Origin of the sequence: Nitratidesulfovibrio sp. HK-II (assembly GCF_003402415.2) — a bacterium.
Lineage (GTDB): Bacteria > Desulfobacterota > Desulfovibrionia > Desulfovibrionales > Desulfovibrionaceae > Cupidesulfovibrio.
Window position 1 is genome coordinate 2,653,538 of the sequence record NZ_AP036014.1, and the last position, 17,995, is coordinate 2,671,532.

General features: G+C 68.5%; 14 protein-coding genes and 1 riboswitch. Of the genes, 6 read left to right on the forward strand and 8 right to left on the reverse strand.

Going from position 1 to position 17,995, the window contains the following annotated elements; genetic code table 11:
* The first annotated feature begins 140 nt into the window (after positions 1-140).
* A complete protein-coding gene (locus tag RVX_RS11080; protein ID WP_230404562.1) occupies positions 141-437 on the forward strand; it encodes a hypothetical protein in 297 nt (98 codons plus the stop codon).
* A 53-nt stretch (positions 438-490) separates the two neighbouring features.
* Entirely contained in the window at positions 491-868 is a 378-nt protein-coding gene (locus tag RVX_RS11085; RefSeq protein ID WP_007527549.1) for a hypothetical protein, read from the forward strand.
* Positions 869-1,036: 168 nt separating this feature from the next.
* Here the strand turns inward: RVX_RS11085 and murJ are convergent, their stop codons facing one another.
* Positions 1,037-2,656, reverse strand: coding sequence for a murein biosynthesis integral membrane protein MurJ (murJ, locus tag RVX_RS11090; RefSeq protein WP_116305906.1), 1,620 nt, complete (start codon positions 2,654-2,656; stop codon positions 1,037-1,039).
* 402 nt (positions 2,657-3,058) lie between these two features.
* Positions 3,059-3,179, forward strand: a riboswitch (SAM riboswitch).
* Positions 3,180-3,467: 288 nt separating this feature from the next.
* Between murJ and RVX_RS11095 the strand changes: the two genes are divergently transcribed.
* Positions 3,468-3,734: a hypothetical protein gene (locus tag RVX_RS11095; protein WP_007527543.1), complete on the forward strand. Its 267-nt coding sequence runs from the start codon at positions 3,468-3,470 to the stop codon at positions 3,732-3,734.
* Positions 3,735-4,035: 301 nt separating this feature from the next.
* Here the strand turns inward: RVX_RS11095 and RVX_RS11100 are convergent, their stop codons facing one another.
* The 5 genes from RVX_RS11100 to RVX_RS11120 all read right to left on the reverse strand — a co-directional run bounded on the left by RVX_RS11100 (position 4,036) and on the right by RVX_RS11120 (position 10,774).
* Positions 4,036-4,623, reverse strand: coding sequence for an HAD family hydrolase (locus RVX_RS11100; protein ID WP_116305907.1), 588 nt, complete (start codon positions 4,621-4,623; stop codon positions 4,036-4,038).
* Positions 4,624-4,845: 222 nt separating this feature from the next.
* Complete coding sequence (groL, locus tag RVX_RS11105; protein ID WP_116305908.1) at positions 4,846-6,492, reverse strand: chaperonin GroEL; 1,647 nt, start codon at positions 6,490-6,492, stop codon at positions 4,846-4,848.
* 44 nt (positions 6,493-6,536) lie between these two features.
* Complete coding sequence (gene groES / locus RVX_RS11110) at positions 6,537-6,824, reverse strand: co-chaperone GroES (RefSeq protein WP_043610017.1); 288 nt, start codon at positions 6,822-6,824, stop codon at positions 6,537-6,539.
* Positions 6,825-7,235: 411 nt separating this feature from the next.
* Positions 7,236-8,630, reverse strand: coding sequence for a Na+/H+ antiporter NhaC family protein (locus RVX_RS11115; RefSeq protein WP_116305909.1), 1,395 nt, complete (start codon positions 8,628-8,630; stop codon positions 7,236-7,238).
* Between the two features lie 176 nt (positions 8,631-8,806).
* On the reverse strand, positions 8,807-10,774 hold the full coding sequence (locus RVX_RS11120) for an ATP-binding cassette domain-containing protein (protein ID WP_116305910.1): 1,968 nt from the start codon (positions 10,772-10,774) through the stop codon (positions 8,807-8,809).
* A gap of 442 nt (positions 10,775-11,216) precedes the next feature.
* On the opposite strand from RVX_RS11120, the gene RVX_RS11125 reads away from it, so the two are divergent.
* Both RVX_RS11125 and RVX_RS11130 read left to right on the forward strand, forming a co-directional pair.
* A complete protein-coding gene (locus tag RVX_RS11125) occupies positions 11,217-13,013 on the forward strand; it encodes a methyl-accepting chemotaxis protein (RefSeq protein ID WP_230404564.1) in 1,797 nt (598 codons plus the stop codon).
* A gap of 283 nt (positions 13,014-13,296) precedes the next feature.
* The gene (locus RVX_RS11130) at positions 13,297-13,695 is read left to right on the forward strand and encodes a hypothetical protein (RefSeq protein WP_116305911.1); all 399 of its coding nucleotides are present in this window, start codon (positions 13,297-13,299) and stop codon (positions 13,693-13,695) included.
* A gap of 543 nt (positions 13,696-14,238) precedes the next feature.
* On the opposite strand, the gene RVX_RS11135 is transcribed toward RVX_RS11130, so the two are convergent.
* Positions 14,239-14,730: a YajQ family cyclic di-GMP-binding protein gene (locus RVX_RS11135; protein WP_116305912.1), complete on the reverse strand. Its 492-nt coding sequence runs from the start codon at positions 14,728-14,730 to the stop codon at positions 14,239-14,241.
* A gap of 137 nt (positions 14,731-14,867) precedes the next feature.
* Positions 14,868-16,511: a DEAD/DEAH box helicase gene (locus RVX_RS11140; RefSeq protein WP_116305913.1), complete on the reverse strand. Its 1,644-nt coding sequence runs from the start codon at positions 16,509-16,511 to the stop codon at positions 14,868-14,870.
* Positions 16,512-16,756: 245 nt separating this feature from the next.
* Between RVX_RS11140 and RVX_RS11145 the strand changes: the two genes are divergently transcribed.
* Positions 16,757-17,866 carry a phosphotransferase family protein gene (locus RVX_RS11145; protein WP_116305914.1) on the forward strand — a complete coding sequence of 370 codons (1,110 nt, stop codon included), beginning with the start codon at positions 16,757-16,759 and terminating at the stop codon, positions 17,864-17,866.
* Positions 17,867-17,995 lie beyond the last annotated feature (129 nt).

The window sequence follows — 17,995 nt, forward strand, 5'->3', positions numbered from 1 at the left end:
TGCGGGCGGAGGGGGTCCGGGCGCGCACGCGGGCGCGGTCCCGCCGACCCGCGCCGCGCCTTTACTTCACCCCGCGACTACCCTAGAATGCGCGCCCAAGGAACCGGAGCAGGACCGAAGGCGGCCCGGAGGTCGCGACCATGACCACAGTCCTCGTCACGCAGCTTCCCGGTGAGCGCCGGATGAACGTCGATCTGCTTCGGGCCATGTCCGAACCGCTCGACCCGTGGCGCGACCCGCCCTATGTTCCGCCGCCGTCCCCATCCCTTCTGGACAAGACCCAGACCGTCATGAACGCCATGGAGGCCGACGCGGCGGTCGAGCGCGAACGCCGCATGCGTGCGGCCTTCAGGCCCCCCCGTGGCGACGTGCGCCGCCAGAGCCCTCTCGTGGCGCCGGAACGCATCGAAGGCTCGCTGGTCTCGCTGATCGGCTGACGCGCCCGCGTCAGGTCCGTGCCCGGTCCCCATACTTTCCGCAAGGAGCGTCCATGAGTCAGGACCCGAAGTACCCGACCCGAATCCGCTATGAATACGAGCACGATGCTGGCGTGCGGCTGGAGTACGCCCACGGCGTGTGGGGCGGCATCAACCCGCAGGGCGAAATCGAAATGAGCTTCTACATAGAAACCGACAAGATGCCGCCGTTCTCCGAACGCCTGGTGGCTCCCGACGGCAGCTTTGGCCACGAGGTCGCCCCCTACGACGAGAACCTCAAGGTCATCACCCGCCACATCCGCTCCAAGGTGGTGCTGAACTACCACACCGCCCGCGCCGTTCTGGAATGGCTGGAGGAAAAGGTGGAAACCCTGGAGATGGAAGAGGAAGGCGGCATGATGTACGAGGGCGAAGGCGGCCTCGAACAGTAGCTGGCCAGCCCTTTCAGTACGGCCTGAAGCCCCTCGGCGCGTTGGACGCGGCGGGGGGCTTTTCTCGTGGCGCGGCGGCCGCAAACGGCAAGGGGAAAAGGGCAGGCCCGACAAGGGCTGGTCTCACGCCGGGGGCGTGAACGCCGTTCAGCGGTTCGCGGCAGCCGTTTACTGGCGGCGCAACCTGTCCCGCACGCGGGCCAGCAGCGGCCGCAGCCGCGACAGCACCGGCTCGGCCAGATCCGGCGCGAAGCGGCGCGCCAGCAGCAGGTAGGCCCCGGCGAACACCGGGCCGCTGGCGGCCAACGCCAGGAATGCCCCCCACAACTGGCCCGCCGGGGTGGCCGGACTGGCCGGTGCCAGCAGCGGCGCATACGTCAGCGCGGGCCAGGCGGGCAGCGCGGCGACGCCGCACAAGGCAATGGATTTCGCCCCCCACCCGAGCAGCCCGGAGAGTCCGGCCCCGCCATGCCGCCTGCGCCACACCAGGGCCAGCGCCACGGTGTACACGGCCACGGCCGCCGTGCCCGCCGCCGCCACGCCCAGCGTGCCCGCATGCCCCGCGCGCCCGGCCAGCACGTACAGCGGCAGGGCGGCCAGGGTGGCCAGGGTGCCCACCACCGCCGGGGTCACGGTGTCCTGATGGGCGTAGAAGGCCCGGCCCACCACCTGCTGCACGGCCCAGAAGGCCACGCCGCACAGCATCACGCGCAACAGGGGCGCGGAGGCCAGCGTTTCGGCGGCGGCAAACCCGCCCCCCTGAAAGATCAGGCGCATGGTGGGTTCCGCCGCCAACAGCATCCACAGGGACAGGGGAATGATCACCGCCAGGGCGTTGCGCAGGGCCGTGGACAGGGTGGCGTCGAAGGATTGCGTCTCGCCCCTGGCGGCCAGCGCGGCCAGAAACGGGTACGAGGCAACGCCCGCCGCCTGGGCCACCACGCCCACCGGCACCAGCATGATGCGCCGGGCGTAGTTGAGCAGGCTCACCGCCCCCTCGCCGGTCATGGAGCCGAAGATGCGCACGAACTGCTCGTCCAGCACCACCACCGACTGTCCGATCATCAACGGCAGGGCCAGCAGGGCGAAACGGCGCACGCCGGGGTGGCCCAGTACCGGGCGCAACCTTACCCCGCCGCCGCGCGAGGCGGCCAGCAACGGCAGCGCAAGGCTGCCCAGCGCCGCGCCCGCCAGCACGCCCCAGCAGAAGCCCTCCATGCCGCGCGCCGGGGCCACCGACCAGGACAGCAGGCCGCCGCCGATGATGCACCCGTTGTACACCAGCGGCCCCATGGCGGGCACCGCGAACTGGCGCCGCATGTACAGAAGCGCGGTGACGCACGCCCCCGGCAGAAAGAACGCCTGCGCAGGGAGGATGATGCGCAGAAAGCGCACCAGCCGCGCCGTGGACGTTGCGTCAAAGCCCGGCGCGGCCACGCGGGCCAGTTCCGGGGCGAACCACCACGCCGCGCCGGTCAGCAGGCAGATGGCCAGGGTGATCCACCAGAACGCGGCGGCGAAGAACCGCCAGCCGTCTTCCGGGTCTCGCTCGAAGCGCTCCGACAGCAGCGGAATGAGGGTGATGGAAAAATAGCCGCCCGCCAGCAGGTAGTTGATGAAGTCTGGCACCACGAAGGCGGCGAAGTAGATGTCCGCCTCTGCCGTGGCTCCGAACAGGTAGGAGATGACCTTGTCGCGCACGAGCCCCATGAACCGCGACACGAAGACGCTGGCCGCCATGATCAGGGCGGCCGCGCCCATCTGCTGGGTGCGGGTGAACAGCTTCATGCGGGGGAAAGGTCTCCTGTGGCGGGGCAAGACGTTATGGACGTGCGGTACGCAGGAACCACTACCCCATACCGCCCCGCTTGACCATACGATGGAATGGGCGGGGGCTGCATCCGGGCGGCTCCTCGCCTGGCGCACGTTCCGTGCCCGGCCTTCCCCCTCATTCGGCACGCCCCCCCCCCACTCGGCGCACTTGGCGCCACCCGAATCCGGCCAGTGCATCCGATGTCCAACATGCCTGGTTCCCGGCGTTTTGATCGCGCGGTCACGTTTTTTTCAGCAGTAGTACTATACGAAACCACTTTTTTTGAAATTCAACCCACTGAAAAAACATCTATACAAGTATTTCCTGATTTCCTGTTCATGCATTGACAACTGTGCACTCAACCGCTAGATATGCCCCATTCATGGAGAGAGGCGCGAGGGTACGGCCCTGTGACCGCCCGGCAACCTGCCCCGACGTGACGCCGTCGGTCGGGACAAGGTGCCAACACCGACCGTGTAGCGCACGGGATCATGATCGCGGGCTTGCGGCGTCGGCCTCTCCTAGCGAGGGGCTTTTTCTGTTTTGGGGGCATCGTTCGGACGCTGGAGCCGCACGGTGCATGTGGGTGGATTTCAGGCCAATTGCGCACCCACAGAAAAAAAATGCAGCTAACAGGCCGTTGCGCCACGGGGGCCGCCGAAACACCCTGCCGGAACATCCGGCGGGACGGCGGACAGCCCAAGGGCGCACGGTGGTCCGCCGGCCCAGCCCCCGGCGGATTGACCACGCGAAGCCCGGACGGCTTCGCGGAAAAAGGGAGACACGATGAAGGATTTTCTGGAGAAGTTGCAGCCTGTTGGCGAGTGCGTGATCTACTACCTCTACCACAACGAGGATGAACCCATGCCCACCTGCTGGTCCGACCCGCTGGAACTCATGGGTGACATGTCGCGCCTGCAACTCACCGACGCACAGATGCGCGAACTGCGCGACATCGTGAGCGAGGAAATCCGCAGCGAAGGCCCCGAGGCGGTATGGAAGGGGCGCACCCTGCGCAAGAACATCATCCATTCCTGCGGCTACCTGGTGTAGCCGGGCATCTTCGGCGGGCGCGTCCGGCAGCGCGCCCTGACCGAACCGGTGCCCCGTTCCGGAACCCGACGCAGCGAACATCGAACCCCGGCCACTCCCTGCCTCGCGTGCCCGCGCGCACGGCGGACCACCAGGCCGGACAGCCCAGACAGCAAAACACAACGCCCCCGACGGGAAACCGGCGGGGGCGTTTTCATGGGCAATCAGGGACGGCCGTTGGGGCGGTAGAAAACGGGCAAGGCAAGGGACGCGAAAACAGCCAAGGGCGCGTGTGGCCCGCAAGACATGGAGCCTTGCCGGGCTAGTCCGCAAACCCCAGTTCGGCCAGCAGGCCGGGCAGTTCGCGGAAATCGCGCATGGTGCGCACGCGGGGGGTGCTGCGCGCCTCGCGCGCATGTCCGTTTCGCGGCGGGTCGAACCAGATGCCGAACATCCCTGCCTGGGTGGCACCCCACACGTCGCCGGTCCAGTCGTCGCCGATCATCACCACCCGGTGGGCGGGCAGGCCCAGGTCGCGCAGCACATGCGCCCAGAACGGAGGCCAGGGCTTGGGCGCACCCGCGGAACGCCACGTGTACACCCCGGCCAGCAACGGCCCCACCCCCATGGGGGCAAGGGCGGCCCGGATGGGGTCCGCGTCAGATTCCGAGGCGTTGGAGGCCAGCGCCAGCCGCCAACTGGCGGCCAGCGAACACAGCACCTCGCCCGCATGGGGCATGGGCTGCTCGTCCGTCCAGCCGTGCTCCGCCCCCATCCAGCGGGGCATGACCCGCATCAGGGTGCCGCCCCAGTCCAACAGCAATGCCTTGTCGGGCAGCAACGCCCTGTCGGGCGCGGGGCCGGGGGCGTGCGGCGCGCCATCCGCGCCCGCGTGTTTCGCTTTCACCATGGTTCCTCTCCTGCCCCGTGGTGCCCGTACCGCGTGGCCGCGTCAAGTCGGAAAGGCCCGCATGACGCCGTAAGGGGCAGGCCCGGCCCACGCCAACGGCTCCTCCTCTCCGCCCCGTCCCGCCCTGCCTACCCGCCCCCGGACAAACGGAAAGGGCCGGAACCCGAAGGTTCCGGCCCACAGTCACGTGCGATGTTGCGCGGGCTGTACGAGCCTTTCGGCCTAGTACATGCCGCCCATGCCGCCCATGCCGCCCATGCCGCCACCGGGCATGGGCATGTCCTTCTTGGCTTCGGGCTTTTCGGCAATGGCGCATTCGGTGGTCAGCAGCAGCGAGGCCACGGAGGCCGCGTTCTGCAGGGCGATGCGGGTGACCTTCTTGGGGTCGATGACGCCGGCCTTGATCAGGTCTTCGAAGTCGCCGGACGCGGCGTTGAAGCCGAAGCCGTCCTTGCCTTCGCGCACCTTCTCGACAACGATGGAACCTTCGTAGCCCGCGTTGCTGGAGATCTGGCGCAGCGGTTCTTCGATGGCGCGGCGGATGATGTTCACGCCGGCGGCTTCGTCGTCATCGGCGGGCTTCACGTCGTCCAGCACCTTGCAAACGCGGATGTAGGCGGTGCCGCCGCCGGGGACGATGCCTTCTTCCACCGCGGCGCGGGTGGCGTTCAGGGCGTCCTCGACGCGGTCCTTCTTTTCCTTCATTTCGGTTTCGGTCGCGGCGCCCACGTTGATCACGGCCACGCCGCCCACCAGCTTGGCCAGGCGTTCCTGCAGCTTTTCGCGGTCGTAGTCGGAGGTGGTTTCGTCGATCTGGGCGCGGATCTGCTTCACGCGCGCCTTGATGTCGTCGGACTTGCCGGCGCCGTCGACGATGGTGGTGTTTTCCTTGTCCACCACCACGCGCTTGGCGGTGCCAAGGTCGGCCACGGAGATGCTTTCAAGCTTCACGCCCATGTCTTCGGACACCACGGTGCCGCCGGTCAGGACGGCGATGTCCTGCAGCATGGCCTTGCGGCGGTCGCCGAAGCCGGGGGCCTTCACGGCCACGACCTGCAGGGTGCCGCGCAGCTTGTTGACCACCAGGGTGGCCAGGGCTTCGCCTTCCACGTCTTCGGCGATGATCACCAGCGGACGGTTCATCTTGGCCACCTGTTCGAGAACGGGCAGCATGTCCTTCATGCTGGAGATCTTCTTCTCGTTGCAGAGAATGAAGGGCTCGTCGAGTTCGCAGACCATCTTTTCAGGATCGGTCACGAAGTAGGGCGACAGGTAGCCACGGTCGAACTGCATGCCTTCGACCACTTCGAGGGTGGTTTCAAGACCCTTGGCTTCCTCGACGGTGATGACGCCTTCCTTGCCCACCTTGGCCATGGCCTCGGCGATGATGTTGCCGATGGTGGTGTCGGAGTTGGCGGAAATGGTGCCGATCTGGGCGATTTCCTTCTGGTCGCGGGTGGGCTTGGCCAGGGTGCCAAGTTCCTTGACCAGCTTTTCCACGGCCTTGTCGATGCCGCGCTTGATGGCCATGGGGCTGCGGCCGGCGGCCACGAGCTTCACGCCTTCGCGGTAGATGGCCTGGGCCAGGATGGTGGCGGTGGTGGTGCCGTCACCGGCGATGTCGCTGGTCTTGGAAGCGACTTCCTTGACCATCTGCGCGCCCATGTTCTCGAACTTGTCCTCGAGTTCGATTTCCTTGGCCACGGTCACGCCGTCCTTGGTGATGACGGGCGAGCCGAAAGACTTCTCGATGACCACGTTGCGGCCCTTGGGGCCCAGGGTCACCTTCACGGCGTTGGCGAGCTTGTCCACGCCGCGGGAAAGCTTTTCGCGGGCCTTGACGTCGAACAGGATTTCCTTGGAAGCCATTGTATTCATCCTCCTCGGGAGTAAGTGCGTGAGTTCGCGGGGCGTTATTCGATGATGGCGAGAATGTCGTCTTCGCGCATGACGAGGTGCTCGACGCCGTCAAGCTTGATCTCGGTGCCAGCGTACTTGCTGAACAGCACCAGGTCGCCCTTCTTGACAGCCATGGCGATGAGCTTGCCGTCTTCCGCGACCTTGCCGGGACCGGCGGCGACAACTTCGCCGCGCGAGGGCTTTTCCTTGGCGGTATCGGGGATGAAGAGGCCGCCGGCGGTCTTTTCTTCGGATTCGAGGCGCTTCACCAGAACGCGGTCATTCAAAGGCTTCAGATTCATGACAACTAGTCCTCCAACTTTAGGTGATCGCTGTTTGTCCCGTCTTTGGCACTCGCGGCCTGCGAGTGCCAAAGGCAAGGGCGGTCATCTCGCCGCGCGTCATGACTGCGTCACGCGCGCGCCCTCCCGCCGCATGGCGGGGGGCGAAATTCGTCTCGCCCGATGTATCGTGGCTTTCTTGGCAGATATCGTTCCGAACCCGAGGTTCGTCCCGACCGCCGAGTGCGGCTGCACACCCGCATCCGCTGACGCGAAGGCGGTGCATGCCAACCGCGTTGGATAATAAGGCAGCTGCCGCGCTTGAAAAGGGGGTGGTGTGCATTTTTTTGCATTTTCTTTTGCCGTGCTGCAAATTCAGCAGGTTGCGCGCACAGCTCGGAGCACTGCCAGCCCCCCGTTCAGACGACCCGGCTATGCAGGCCGGGCCGTGCGGGGCACGCGCGGCACCCCGGTGAGGATGGCCAGCACCCCAGCCGCGCCCAGCAGCAGGCAGTAATAGTTGGCCGACAGCACCGCCACGGGCGAGATGCCCGCTATGGACCCGGCCAGCAGCACCTGGGCCGCGTGCGGGGCCAGCCCCTGCACCACGCACGAGAAGATGTCCAGCAGGCTGGCGCTGCGGCGCGGGTCCACGCCGGAGGTGGCAGCGATTTCTCGGGCCATGCCGCCGGTAAGAATGATGGCCACGGTGTTGTTGGCGGTGCACATGTCCGCCACGGCCACCAGGCCGGAAATGCCCGCCTCGCCGGTGCGGGTGGCGGCCCCGTCCCGTCGGCCCGGCCTGTCGGTGAACCGGCGCACGGCGGCCAGCAGCCAGGCCACCCCGCCGTGATAGCGGATGAGTTCGCCAAGCCCGCCCATGAGCATGGACAGCACGAGAATCTCGTGCATGCTGGTGAAGCCCTTGTAAATGTCCTGGGCGAATTTCAGCGGGGTGTAGCCATCCACCACGGCCATGCCCACCCCGCCCGCCATGGCAATGCCCGCGAACAGCACGGCGAACACGTTCATGCCCGCCAGCGCCATGACCAGAATGGCCACGTAGGGCAGCACCGTGACCATGCGATAGCCGCCGGGCGCGGCGGCGCGGCCCGCGTCGCCCGCCAGCCAGAACACGGCCACCGCCGCCAGCGCGGCGGGCAGGGCGATGGCGAAGTTCATGCGGAACTTGTCGCGCATGTCGCAGCCCTGGGTGCGCGTGGCGGCGATGGTGGTGTCGGAAATCATGGACAGGTTGTCGCCGAACATGGCCCCGCCCACCACCGCGCCCATGAGCAGCGCCCCATCCATGCCGGTCTGCCCGGCCACGCCCGCCGCGATGGGCCCCACGGCGGCGATGGTGCCCATGGAGGTGCCCATGGCCGTGGCCACGAAGGCGGAAATGACGAACAGCCCCGGCAGCACCAGACGGGACGGCACCAGCGACAGACCCAGGTTCACAGTGGACTCCACCCCGCCGATGGCCGAGGCCACCGAGGCGAAGCCCCCGGCAAGCAGGTAGATGACGCACATGGTGACGATGTTGATCTCGCCCGCGCCGGACAGGAAGATGTTCACCCGCCGGGTCAGGCCGCCGGGCCGGGCGGCCGTGGCCGCGTCCTTCTCGCGCAGGGCCAGGGCCAGGGCGATGGCGGGCAGAATGGCCACCGCCGGGGAGAGCTGGTAGAAGGCCATCTCCGTTCCGGTCGCGCCAAGAGTCAGCCCCGCGCCGATGAACAGCGCCAGGAACAGCGCCAGCGGCAGCAGGGCCACGGGGTTGGGTGCGGGCTGATGCGGGTGGGTATGCGACGAAATGCTGTCGGGCATGGCGATATCCTTTCGGGCCGGGCGCTGCCCGGCCGACGGGCGAATGTCTCGGGGGTGTGAAAAAGCGGGACCCGCGGGCATGCTGCGCGCCGCGACGGACCGTGCACATAGGAACGGGGACGCCGCGTGTCCAGACGAACTGGCGCGGGCGTCCCCGAAATATCATGCCGCGCCGGTTATTCGCGGAACCGCGCAAGCTCCGCGATGCGGGCCTCCACCAGTTCCCAGCGCTCCAGCAGGGCGGTCTGCTCGCCTTCCAGCGCGGTGACCCGCGCGGCGGCGGCGCTGAAGCCTTCCGGATCTGTGGTGAAGAAGTCCGGCTCGGCAAGCCGCTCCTCCAGCGTGGCCTGCTCCTGCTCCAGCGCGTCGAGGTTGCCGGGCAGGGCCGCCAGTTCCTCGCGCAGCCCGGCCAGTTCGCGCTGTTCCTTGAAGGTCAGCTTGCGAATCTGGCCATTGCCGGGGTCATTGCTGCCGGTTTGGCCAGACTGGCCCAGTTGGACCGGATCGGCCTTGCCGGGCGCGCCCCCCGCCTTGGCCGCATCCTCCGAGGGCTTCGGGCGCTGGCGCAGCCAGTCGGTGTAGCCGCCCACGTACTCGCGCACGTTGCCGTCGTCATCGAAGGCCAGGGTGCTGGTCACCACGTCGTCCAGAAAGGCGCGGTCGTGGCTCACCAGCAGCACGGTGCCCTGGTATTCGGCCAGCAGTTCCTCCAGCAGGTCCAGCGTTTCCACGTCCAGGTCGTTGGTGGGTTCGTCCAGCACCAGCAGGTTGGAAGGCCGGGTGAACAGCTTGGCCAGCAGCAGGCGGTTGCGCTCGCCGCCGGACAGCACCTTGGCGGGCAGGCGCAACCTGTCCGGCTCGAACAGGAAGTCCCGCAGGTACCCGGCCACATGGCGGCGGTTGCCGTTGACCTCTATGGTGTCCGCGCCTTCGGCCACGTTGTCCATGACCGATTTCTCGCCGTCCAGGGCCGAACGCAACTGGTCGAAATAGGCGATCTCCAGCCGGGTGCCGTGACGCACCTCGCCGGAATGGGGGGTAAGCTGGCCCAGCAGCAGGCGCAGCAGGGTGGTCTTGCCCGAGCCGTTGGGTCCGATGAGTCCCACCCGGTCGCCGCGCTGGATGAGCGCGGAAAAATCGCGCAGCACCGACTTGGCGTTCTCGTGGGCGAAGCACACGTTGCGCGCCTCGATGACCAGCTTGCCGGAGCGTTCCGCCTCCTGCGCCAGCATGGCCACCCCGCCCTGCCGTTCGCGGCGGCGGGCGCGTTCCTCGCGCAGGGCGTACAGGGCACGCACCCGGCCCATGTTGCGCGTGCGCCGGGCCTTGATGCCCTGGCGCACCCACACCTCTTCCTGGGCCAGCTTCTTGTCGAACAGGGCGAACTGGCGCTCTTCGTTCTCCAGCCGGGCCTCGCGCTGCTCCTGATACTGGTCGTACCCGCAGGCGTAGGAATGCAGCTTGCCCCGGTCCACCTCCACGATGCGGGTGGCAAGACGGCGCACGAAGGCCCGGTCGTGCGAAACGAACACCAGCGTGCGCGCGCGGCGCAGCAGATAGTCTTCCAGCCAGGCGATGGTGTCGATGTCTATATGGTTGGTGGGTTCGTCCAGCAAAAGGTCCTGCGAGGCCACCAGCGCGCGGGCCAGCAGCACGCGGCGCTTGCGCCCGCCGGACAGGGTGGCGAACTCGCGCTCCGGGTCCAGCCGCAAGTGATTGCATACGGACAGCACATCGCCGTAATGCTCCCACCCCTCGCCCGATTCCAGGCCGCGCCGGGCCGCCGCCAGGGCGGCCTCGTCCACGGGGTTTCCCGCCTCGCGCGCGGCCTCCAGCACGTGGAACGCGGCCAGCGCCTCGCCCTCTGCCCCCAGCCCCCCCGCCACGATGCCGAACACCGGGCCGGAAAGTTCCGTGGGCACCTCTTGCGGCATGCAGCCAAAGCGCGTGCCCGGCGCGCGGGTGATCTCGCCCGCGTCGGGGCGCACGTCCCCTGCCATGAGCCGCAACAGCGTCGACTTGCCCGCCCCGTTGCGCCCCACGAGGCAGATGCGTTCGCCCTGCTCCACGTGCAGGGTGGCCCCGTCCAGCAATTTGCCGGTGCCGAGGTTGAGCGTGACGTCCTGTATGCCGAGCAGAGCCATGCATGTATCCTGTTAAAAATATTGTCCTTAAAAAACCGAACAACCGTGCGGGGAATCACGCAACAGTGCCGAAAAACCGCGTTTCAGGAAAAAATGTTGCGTTCAATCAATCAGTTTAGCCCGCAACCGGCCTGCGGGCAAGTCGGACAAAAAAAGTCCACAAAATGTCACGATACCGGAACCTTACCTCGGAACAGCACTTCTTTCGTAAGTACCTGCTAACATTGACAGGCGTGCACGGCAAACGATAGATGCAGCACTATCGCCGCAGCAAGCGCCATGGGAAATGGCGCACACGCCACAATCCCCTGGGGTACATATGCGCCACATTTCGCCACAAACACTGTCCTGCGCCGTGGGCACCGGAGTTCTCGCAGCCGGGGTGGCTGCCCTTTCACCGCTTTTCGAAGGCACGTTTTCGGCATCGCACGGCGTTGCGACAGTGATCGTTGCATGCATCGCCACAATGGGCGTGCTGCTGTGCCGCCTGCGCGGACAGGCCGCCGACGCGCGGATGCTGCACGACGCGGCCCTGAAGGGGGCCGATACGCCCCGGACGCCGGACGCCCTTGGCGAAGCGGCGGCGGCCATCTCGGCCTTGCGCGACGAGGCGCTGCGCAGCGCCGCCGCCGGGCAGGCCATGCTGGAAGCGCTTGATGCCACGGACGGGGCAGCCCCCTACCTGCTGCTGGACGCCAAGGGCACGGTCTCCTGCGCCTCTCCGGCCCTGCTGGCCCTGCTCGATACGGGTGCGCCCCCGGCCGCCCTGCCCGCCACGCCCGAATCGCTGGGTCTGCGCGCCGCCCCCGCCGACGCCAACGGCGCGGAACTGCTGCGCCAGATCCGCGAGGGCCGCGCCGTCAAAGGCGAAATCGCGCTTACCCTGGCCTGCGGCACGGCCCCAAGCAAAGACGCGGACAAGGGCGCGCCGCCCTGCCTGATCCATCTCGCGCTGTCCGCCCGGCCCATCACCGATGCGGCGGGCCGCGCCCACGGCAGCTTCGTGCTGCTGCGCGACATGACCGCGCTGCGCGCCGCGCAGTGTACGCTGGCCAGCACTTCGTCGCGCATCGAACGCTTTGCCGCCACGTCCATGTCGGCGGCCGATGAGGTGAGCCGCGCCGCCGAAGATCTGGCCGCCCTGATCCAGGAGGCCAACGCGGGCGCGAACAGCCAGCAGGAACGCACGGCCGAGACCGCCACCGCCATGGAACAGATGAACGCCACGGTGGTCGAGGTGGCGCGCAACGCCGCGCACGCCGCCGACCAGGCCGCGGAAACCCGCCGCCGCAGCATGGACGGCGCGCGCCAGGTGAACGAGCTTGTGGACCACATCGACGGGGTGGAGCGCGTCATCGGCCAGCTTGCCGAGCGCGTGGGCGCGCTGGACGCGCAGGCGGGCAATATCGGGCAGGTGATGAACGTCATCAGCGACATCGCCGACCAGACCAACCTGCTGGCGCTGAACGCCGCCATCGAGGCGGCCCGCGCCGGTGACGCCGGGCGCGGCTTTGCCGTCGTCGCCGACGAGGTGCGCAAGCTGGCCGAAAAGACCATGAACGCCACCCGAGAGGTGAGCGAGGTGATCACCGGCATCCAGCAGAGTTCGCGCGCCGCAGCCCGCGAGATGGACGGTGCCCGTTCCGCCGTCAACGAGGCCGCGCGCCGCGCGCAGGATTCCGGCGCGGCGCTCTCGGAAATCCTTGCCCTTACCGACAACACCAGCATCCAGGTGCAGTCCATCGCCACCGCCGCAGAGCAGCAGTCGGCCACATCCGCCGAGATCAACCGCGCGGTGGAGGCCATTACCGGCATTGCCGGGCGCACCATGGAAATGATGAACCACGCCGCGCAGGACATCTTCAGCCTGGCCGGGCGTTCCAGCGACCTGTCGCGCACCGTGGCGCGCATCACGCACGACGACGCCGACGGCAATGGCGCCGACGCGGCGGGCAAGGCCGTGCCCTGCTGGGAATTCAAGAAATGCGGCCGCGAAAAGGGCGGCCCCAAGGAAAAGGAAATGGGCGTCTGTCCCGCCTGGCCCGACCACGGCTTCAGCTGCGCGGGGGTTACCGGCACCTTCTGCGGCGGCAGCATACAGGAAACCTTCGCCAAGAAGATCGGCAACTGCGCCAAGTGCGACTTCTTCAAGAGCGCATCCTACCAGCGTGAGGCCCACGACATGCAACTGTCGTCGGGAAAGACCGCCACGGGCCGCCTGCGGGAACTGCGGCGCTGACCTACGCGGGGCTTCTGCCTGGCACCGTTACTCTTCAGTACCGCCCGGCGGAAACGGCATCCGCAGGAACCACGCCAGCAGGAACGCCAACACCAGGAACCGCCATCAACACCACGGGGGCGAGGCGAACACGCTCCTCCCCCGTTCTTCGCGGGTTCGTTGCGTGCGCGCCGCGACACCCGCATGTCGGGCGGCCCCGCTGCCCCGGCGGCGTCCAGCACCGCCGCCACGCTTGCGCCCGGAGCCACGCGGGGGTACTAGGACAATACAGGAGGAGCCACCCATGCCCGCCACCGAACCCGACGCCCGCAAGGGACGCGAAGCCCTTGGACACTGGCTCGACGAAATGGCCACCGCCGTGCGCGACATCGAGCGCGAGGCCGAACAGGCTCTGCACAAGAACGAGGATCAGGACGCCTACCGCGACCTCATGCGCCGCAAGGCGCAACTGCTGACCTCGCTGCCCGACCGCGCCCGCGACCTGCTGCCCCAGTTCGAGGGGCACGAGCGCGACGCCATCGCCGACCGGCTGTCCCGCTTCGCATCCAGCGCATCCAACGCCCTGCGCATCGACTCCGTGTTCTACATGTCCGCCCTGCTCTACCCGGAGGACTACGCCCCGGGCCAGCCCAACGACCTTGAAACCTTCGCCGCCGCAGTGCGCGAAGGACGCGCCGGATAGGCGACAGTACAGGTTGGACAGGCCGAACGGTTTCGCCGGACAAGCGGCGCAACACGGCCCGGCGACAGCCGAACACCAAAAGCAAACGCCCGGACACGCGAAATGTCCGGGCGTTTGCTTTTGGTTTACGAGCAGCGCGACCACGCCCTCGACCGGCAGGCACTATCAGGGAAGATTCAACCGGCCACTGTCTTCCGTCTTCCCGATCCCGCGCCCCCTCCGCCTTCGCACCGGGCGGGGCGAGGGGGCGGCCTGCGATGGCGAAACGCGGCGGCGGCCCCGAAGGCAAGGCGCGGTGCGCCACGACGACGACGGCGTAGCAGCGCCACGGCAAGGAAGCCGTGGCGTGCCGCAACGCAGCCAGCGGGGAAGGCCGTCGCGTTACAGCCGCAGGCCGCCCCCGAGCACCGCCCACGCGCATCCGGGAATTTTGTCCCGAGGGCAAGGAAGACGGCGCGTTGCGCGAAGGGAGCGTACTCTTATCGTACGTGACCGCAGCGCACGCGCCGTCTGACGCAGCCATCGGGCAAAAGGCCCGATGCGCTAGGCTTTCATGTTGACGAACTGAAGGGGAATGCCCAACTCCTCCCCCCGCAGCAACTGGATGACTTCCTGAAGGTCGTCGATCTTCTTGCCGGTGACGCGCACCTGGTCGTCCTGGATGGCGGCCTGCACCTTCAGCTTCGAGTCCTTGATCTTCTTGACGATCTTTTGCGCGACGTCCTTGGCGATGCCTTCCTGAATCACCACGTCGCGCTTGACCTGGCCTTTGGAGGTGGGCTCGATGTCCTTGAACTCAAGGCACTTGGGATCGACCTTGCGGCGGATGCAGTGGGCTTGCAGCATGTCCTGCAGGGCACGCATCTTCATTTCGTCGCCCGCCACCAGATGGATGCGCTTGTCGCCACGATGCAGGTCGATTTCGGTGACCGTGTTGCGGAAGTCGTAGCGGGTTTCCACTTCTTTCTTCACGTTGTTCACGGCGTTGTCGAGTTCCTGCATCTCTACCTTGTTGACCACGTCGAACGAGGGCATGCGTACCTCCGGAATGAAATGTGCCCCCGGGAACACGGCGCCGCGCCATGCATGGCGCGGGCGTGCCGAATGCGCCCCACGGGGACACAGGGTGTAGCAAAGGGTGGGTTCCGCTTCAAGCCGCCGGGCGCACTCGGTCAGCCTGCGGATTCGGGGCCGGAACCGCCGGAAGTGCCGCGCCCGGAAGCATCGCGACCGGACCTGCCCCGTGGGGCCGCTTCGGCATGTCCGGGAGTGGCGGGCGTGCCCTGCGGCCTGGCGGGCTTGGCCGCCTGCTGTCCCTGCGGCTGCTGTGCGCCGCCCTGGGCTGCCGGGGGCACGGCATGGCGCGCCGGGCGGGGACGGCCGGGCTTGCGCGGGGCCTCCTGCGGCTCCGTGGGTTGCAGTTGCGGCTTGCGCCCGCCGGGCAGGCGGGCCTGCCGGGGCGGCAATGCCGGACGCGCCCCTTCCGGGCTGCGCGCTGCCGCGCCGTAGTCGAAGCCCTCGAAACGGCAGCGGGTCACCGGGCCGCCCAGAGCGCGCTCGATGTGACGCACCGCCGCCTCGTCGCCGGGGGCCACCAGGGTCATGGCCGTGCCCGCGCGGGCCGCGCGGCCGGTGCGGCCGATACGGTGGATGTAGGCGTCGGCCGTGGCGGGCACGTCGTAGTTCACCACGTGGGTCACCCGCGAAATGTCCAGCCCGCGCGCGGCAACGTCGGTGGCCACCAGCACGGCGTAGCGCCCGGTGCGAAAGCCCTCCAGCGTGGCCTGGCGTCGCCGCTGCGAAAGCTTGCCCTGCAGGCACCCCACGCGCAGCCCGGTGGAGGCCAGTTGCTGCCACAGGCGGCGCGCCCCATGCCGGGTGCGCACGAACACCAGCACCGCCCCGGCCAGGGGACCATCGTCCGTATCGGGGAGAAGCGGAAGATGGCGGGGCGGATGGTCTCCGCCGGGGACGGCATCCGTTTCCGGTGTGTCAGGTTCGTCAGGTTCGTCGGGGCCGTCGGGCAGACCTGAAAAACCTGGAATGTCGGCAACATCGGCCACATCGCTGTCGTCAAAAGCGTCCGCCGCACCGCCGGGCAGCAGCCGTGCGCGCAGGATGGCCTTGAGCAGAGGCGTCTTGAGGTGGGCGGGCACCGGATACAGCGCGTGGTCCACGGTGGCGGCCGGGGCTTGCGCATCCACGCTCACGGTCGCGGGGTCGCGCAGCGCCTCGCCCGCAAGGCCACGCACGGCCTCGGGCAGGGTGGCGGAAAACAGCATGCGCTGGCAGGCGGTGGGCACGACGGCCAGCAGTTCGCGCACGTCGGCCAGAAATCCCAGTTCGAACAGCGAATCGCCCTCGTCCAGCACCAGCACGTCAAGGGCGGAGACATCCAGATTGCCGCGCCGCAGATGGTCCAGCAGGCGGCCGGGACAGGCCACCACGATCTCCACCCCGGTGCGCAGGCGCAGGGTCTGGGACATGATGCCCACGCCGCCGTAGATGGTGGCGGAACGCAGGCGGGTCATGGAGCCCAGCCGCCGGATGTGGTCGTGAATCTGCTCGGCCAGTTCACGCGTGGGCACCACCACCAGCCCCCGCAACTGCCCGCGCGGGCCATCCAGCAGGCGTTGCAGCAGGGGCAGCGCGTAGGCGGCGGTCTTGCCCGTGCCCGTGGCGGCCAGAGCCAGCACGTCGCGCCCGGACAGCGCGGCCGGAATGGCCCGGCGCTGCACGGGGGTTGGCAGGTGGTAGCCCATGCTTTCCACCCCGGCAAGCAGGCGGGCGTCGAGGGGCAGTTCGGCGAAGGTCACGGCGGGAATTCTCCGGAATGGCCGGGGGCCGGGCTGGCGGACGCAGGATGCAGGACAACGACGCGGGGTGATACTACGTTGCCCCGGCGGGCGTGGCAATGCGCAAGCGGCGGTCCGGCATCCGGCCACAGGCGCATCTGGACAGGGAGCCGCCCGCCGTGAAAGACTGCGCCCTCGCCCCCCTGCGCAGCCGTCGAAGCCGCGCGCAGCGCCATCCGCCACCCCAAAACCGCCACGGAGCCTTCATGTTCGACCTGCTGTGCCGCTTCGGCGTCACCCCGCGCCGCATCGCCGCCGAATTCCCCCTGCCCGGCAGCCCGGAGCGCTGCCTGACCCGCACGGCAGTGCAAGGCGACGACGGGCGGCTGTGGATGCTGGAACGGCTGGCCCCGGCGCAGGCACCCCGGCGCGAAGCCATGGGCGAGCTTCTGTCGCGTCTGGCGGACCCGGCCGTTTCCGGCCCGGACCTGGCCGCCCTGGTACCCGCGTATCTGCCGGTGGACGATGGCCCGATGGACGACGGGCCTACGGCCCCCGCAGGCGGCGCGGATTCCGCAGACAGCGAGGATTCCGCGCGGCCCTGCATCCTGCGCTACGTGCTGGCGTCGGATATGCCGCCCCACGCCGGCTACTGGCAGCTTTCGCCCTTCGTGCCCGGCGCGGAGCCGCCGCGCCCGGACTACCTTGACCATGGCTGGCGCGGCCAGGCCGTGGCCGCCCTGCTGCTGGCACTGCACCGGGCCGGGGACCACCTGCCCGCCGGGCTGCCCCCCGCGCCGGTGCCGCCGCTGCCCGTGTTCATCGCCGGGCTGCACGAGACCGTGGCCCGCCGCATGCCCGAAGCGGCCCGCCGCCTGCACCCAACGCGCGACGCGCTGGAAGCCCTGCCCGACGTGCTGGCCGCCCAGCCGGTGGTGCTGGCCCATGGCGACGCCCACCCCCTGAACCTGATCTGGACGCTCTGCGGAGAAGGTGACGAGATTCCGCCGTCCACGAACCCGCTGGCCGCGTTGCGCGGGGTCATCGACTGGGAATTCGCCGGAGCCCAACCCATCCTGTACGACGCCGCCAACTGCATGGGCTGCGTGGGGTTCGAGCATCCTTCCGGCCTGGGGCGAGGCTTTGCCGCCGGGTTCACCGCCACGCTGCGCGAGGGCGTGGCATCATACGGCCTCGCCGGGATACCGGCGGACACCCTGCGCCATCTGCCGCTGATGGTGCTGGCCTCGCGCTTCGGGTGGCTGTCGGAATGGCTGCGCCGGGGCGACCGGGACATGCTGGAGATGGAGCTGGACTACTGCGACATCCTGCTGCACCACCGTTCCCGACTGGCGGACATCTGGGCCGGGGGGTAACCGCCGCCTTCAGCGCATCACCCACACACTCAGGCACATGGGACCGCCCCCCTGTACTCCCGGCGCGGGCGTGCTATATCTGTCATGGTGCCCGGACGGGCGCGCCACTTCCGGCGCGCCGCCACCGGC